At 71.0% G+C, this 3,127-nt stretch carries 4 protein-coding genes; all 4 read left to right on the top strand.

The window, feature by feature from the left end; all coding sequences use genetic code 11:
- On the top strand, positions 1-243 hold a 243-nt coding region (locus tag B8460_RS18720), incomplete at its 5' end, for an acetyl-CoA carboxylase biotin carboxyl carrier protein (RefSeq protein ID WP_048863140.1).
- Positions 244-247: 4 nt separating this feature from the next.
- Positions 248-1,594, top strand: coding sequence for an acetyl-CoA carboxylase biotin carboxylase subunit (accC, locus tag B8460_RS18715; protein WP_048863139.1), 1,347 nt, complete (start codon positions 248-250; stop codon positions 1,592-1,594).
- A gap of 85 nt (positions 1,595-1,679) precedes the next feature.
- Positions 1,680-2,339 carry a leucyl/phenylalanyl-tRNA--protein transferase gene (gene aat, locus B8460_RS18710; RefSeq protein WP_048863138.1) on the top strand — a complete coding sequence of 220 codons (660 nt, stop codon included), beginning with the start codon at positions 1,680-1,682 and terminating at the stop codon, positions 2,337-2,339.
- A gap of 85 nt (positions 2,340-2,424) precedes the next feature.
- On the top strand, positions 2,425-3,048 hold the full coding sequence (locus B8460_RS18705) for a hypothetical protein (RefSeq protein ID WP_148360706.1): 624 nt from the start codon (positions 2,425-2,427) through the stop codon (positions 3,046-3,048).
- Positions 3,049-3,127: the final 79 nt, after the last annotated feature.

Here is a 3,127-nt window from a genome sequence, read left to right as displayed (position 1 = left end):
GCGGCGCAGCCCGGCGCCGTGACCAGCCCGATGGTGGGGGTCGTCTATCTGGGCCCCGAGCCTGGGGCGCCGCCCTTCGTGGCGGTGGGACAGCCGGTCGCGGCCGGCCAGACCCTGCTGCTGATCGAGGCGATGAAGACCTTCAACCAGATCAAGGCGCCGAAGGCCGGCACGGTCGCCCGCATCCTGGTCGCCAGCGGCGCGCCCGTGGAATACGGCGAGCCGCTGCTGATCCTGGAATAGCGGCGTGTTCCGCAAGATCCTGATCGCCAACCGGGGTGAGATCGCGCTGCGCATCCAGCGCGCCTGCCGCGAGATGGGCATCCCGACCGTCGCCGTGCATTCCACCGCCGACGCCGAGGCGATGCATGTCCGTCTGGCGGACGAGAGCGTGTGCATCGGGCCGCCCGCGGCCAAGGAGAGCTATCTCAACGTCGCCTCCATCCTGTCGGCGGCCAGCATCACCGGGGCGGACGCGATCCATCCCGGCTATGGCTTCCTGTCCGAGAACGGCGACTTCGCCGAGATGGTGGAGGCGCACGGCCTCGCCTTCATCGGCCCGACGGCCGCGCATATCCGCATGATGGGCGACAAGATCGCCGCCAAGACCGCGATGGCCGGCCTCGGCGTGCCGCTGGTGCCGGGTTCGGACGGCGAGGTGGCGACGCTGGAGGATGCGCGCGAGGTGGCGTCGCGCATCGGCTATCCGCTGCTCGTCAAGGCGGCGGCCGGCGGCGGCGGACGCGGCATGAAGGTCGCCGAGGGGCCGGCCGGCCTGGAAGATGCCTATACCCTCGCCCGCGCCGAGGCGCGCGCCGCGTTCGGCAACGACGCCGTCTATATCGAGCGGTATCTCGACCGGCCGCGCCATATCGAGCTGCAGGTCCTGGCCGACATGCACGGCGCCGTCGTGCATTTCGGCGAGCGCGACTGCAGCCTGCAGCGGCGGCATCAGAAGGTGCTGGAGGAAGCGGGCTCACCCGCGCTGACGCCGGCGGCGCGCGACCGCCTCGGCGCCACCGTCACCGCGGCGCTGCGCAAGCTCGGCTACCGCAACGCCGGCACGCTGGAGTTCCTGTATCAGGACGGGCACTTCGCCTTCATCGAGATGAACACCCGCCTGCAGGTCGAGCATCCGGTGACGGAGATGGTCTGCGGCATCGACCTCGTGCGCGAACAGATCCGCATCGCCGCCGGCGCGCGCCTCGGCTACGGGCAGGAGGACATCCGGTTCAACGGCCATGCCATCGAGGCCCGCATCAACGCCGAGGACCCGGAGACGTTCATGCCGACGCCCGGGCGGGTCCAGGCATTCCACGCGCCCGGCGGCCTCGGCGTGCGGATCGACAGCGCCATGTATGCCGGCTATCGCGTGCCGCCCTATTACGACAGCCTGATCGGCAAGCTGATCGTGCATGCGCCGACACGGCTGGAGGCGATCGCCCGCCTGCGCCGCGCGCTGGCGGAATTCGCGGTGGTCGGCATCAAGACGACGATCCCGCTGCATCAGCGCATCCTCGAGGACCCCGCGTTCATCGCCGGCGACTACACGATCCACTGGCTTGAGCGTTTCGTGAGCGGCGGCACGCACTGAGGCGCCGGCCGCCACGGCCGTGCGGTGGCCGGCGGCTGACGCGAACTTAATGGCGGCGCGTCGCGCAAGGGCGCACAATGGGGTCATGTCGCGTCGGTCGGTCGAGATCACGCCGGAGCTGATGCTGCGGGCCTATCGCCACGGGCTGTTCCCGATGGCGGAGACGCGCTACGGCGACCGCCTGTACTGGCTCGATCCCGAACGCCGGGGTGTGCTGCCCCTCGACCGCTTCCACCTGTCGCGCCGGCTGCTGCGCACGGTGCTGTCCGGCGCCTATGAGGTGACGGTGGACGAGGATTTCGCGGGCGTGATCGCCGGCTGCGCTGCGAGCCTGCCGGGGCGGGAGGATACCTGGATCAACCCGCAGATCGAGGGCCTGTTCACATCCCTGTTCCGCCGCGGCCACGCCCATTCGGTGGAAAGCCGGCGCGACGGCGTGCTGGTCGGCGGGCTGTACGGCGTGTCGCTCGGCGGCGTGTTCTTCGGCGAGAGCATGTTCAGCCTGTGCCGCGATGCCTCCAAGGTCGCGCTGGTGCATCTGGTGGCTCGGCTGCGCCTCGGCGGGTTCCGGCTGCTCGACACGCAGTTCGTCACCGCCCACCTGTCGCAGTTCGGCGCCGAGGAAGTCCCGCGCGACGTCTACAAGGAACGCCTGGCCGACGCCGTCGACCGCGACGCGCGATGGCTCGCCTATCCGCCGGAAGAGGCGCTGACGCTCGAAATACGGTCACTCGCCGGGCGGTGAGCAGATCGCTATAGGCGCCCATATCCGGCGCGAGGACCTCCCCGTGACGGTCCGCTGAGAGTGAGGTGCCATGTTGCATAGTCGCGTGAGACGTCTGCCCGGCCGCTGGGCCGCGGTGACGGCCCTGGTCGTATCCGGCGTCATGGCCGGCCTGCCGGGCTGCGCCCCGGCGCAGGCGGGGGGCGGGGGGCCGAAGCTGTTCCCGACCCGCGACGCCCAGGTTGACTACACCGCGACCGCCGGCGGGCGGGAGAACCATATCCGTGTCTACTATCAGGCCGGCGGGCGGCATCTGCGGGTGGAGGCGCGAGGGCAGAACAGCTACCTGCTGATCGACCTGCCGGCGCGCCGGATGCAGGTCGTGATGGATCAGACCAAGGCCGTGATGGACATGCCGTTCGATCCCGATCACATGCGCAGCTTCCTGCTGTCCGACACGGCGCATTACACGCGCGGCGGCACCGAAACCGTGGCCGGCGTGCCCTGCACCGACTGGACGGTGACCGTGGATCAGGGCAGCGGCCGGGACTGCGTGACCGCGGACGGGCTGATCCTGCGCGCGGTGGCGGCGTCGGACACGGGGGGGCCATCCGGCATGATCGTCGCCACGGCGGTGAGCTATGACACGCCGCCGGCGGACATGTTCGCCGTGCCGGACGGCTACCGCACCCTCTCGGTGCCGGCGCCGCGGGCCGCGGCGCCGAAGTGACGCGCCCCGGCGGGCCCCGTCCGGGCCGCCTCCCACTGATCGGACCCCTACGGATCAGACGCCCGCGGACCGGGCCCTG

The organism is Acidisphaera rubrifaciens HS-AP3 (assembly GCF_000964365.1).
Lineage (GTDB): Bacteria > Pseudomonadota > Alphaproteobacteria > Acetobacterales > Acetobacteraceae > Acidisphaera > Acidisphaera rubrifaciens.
The sequence above is the reverse complement of the archived record's forward strand: the minus strand, read 5'-3'. Positions and strand labels throughout refer to the sequence as shown.

Coding starts and splice junctions, on each gene's coding strand:
- aat (WP_048863138.1), top strand. CDS start 1,680: ATGTCGCGTCGGTCGGTCGAGATCACGCCGGAGCTGATGCTGCGGGCC.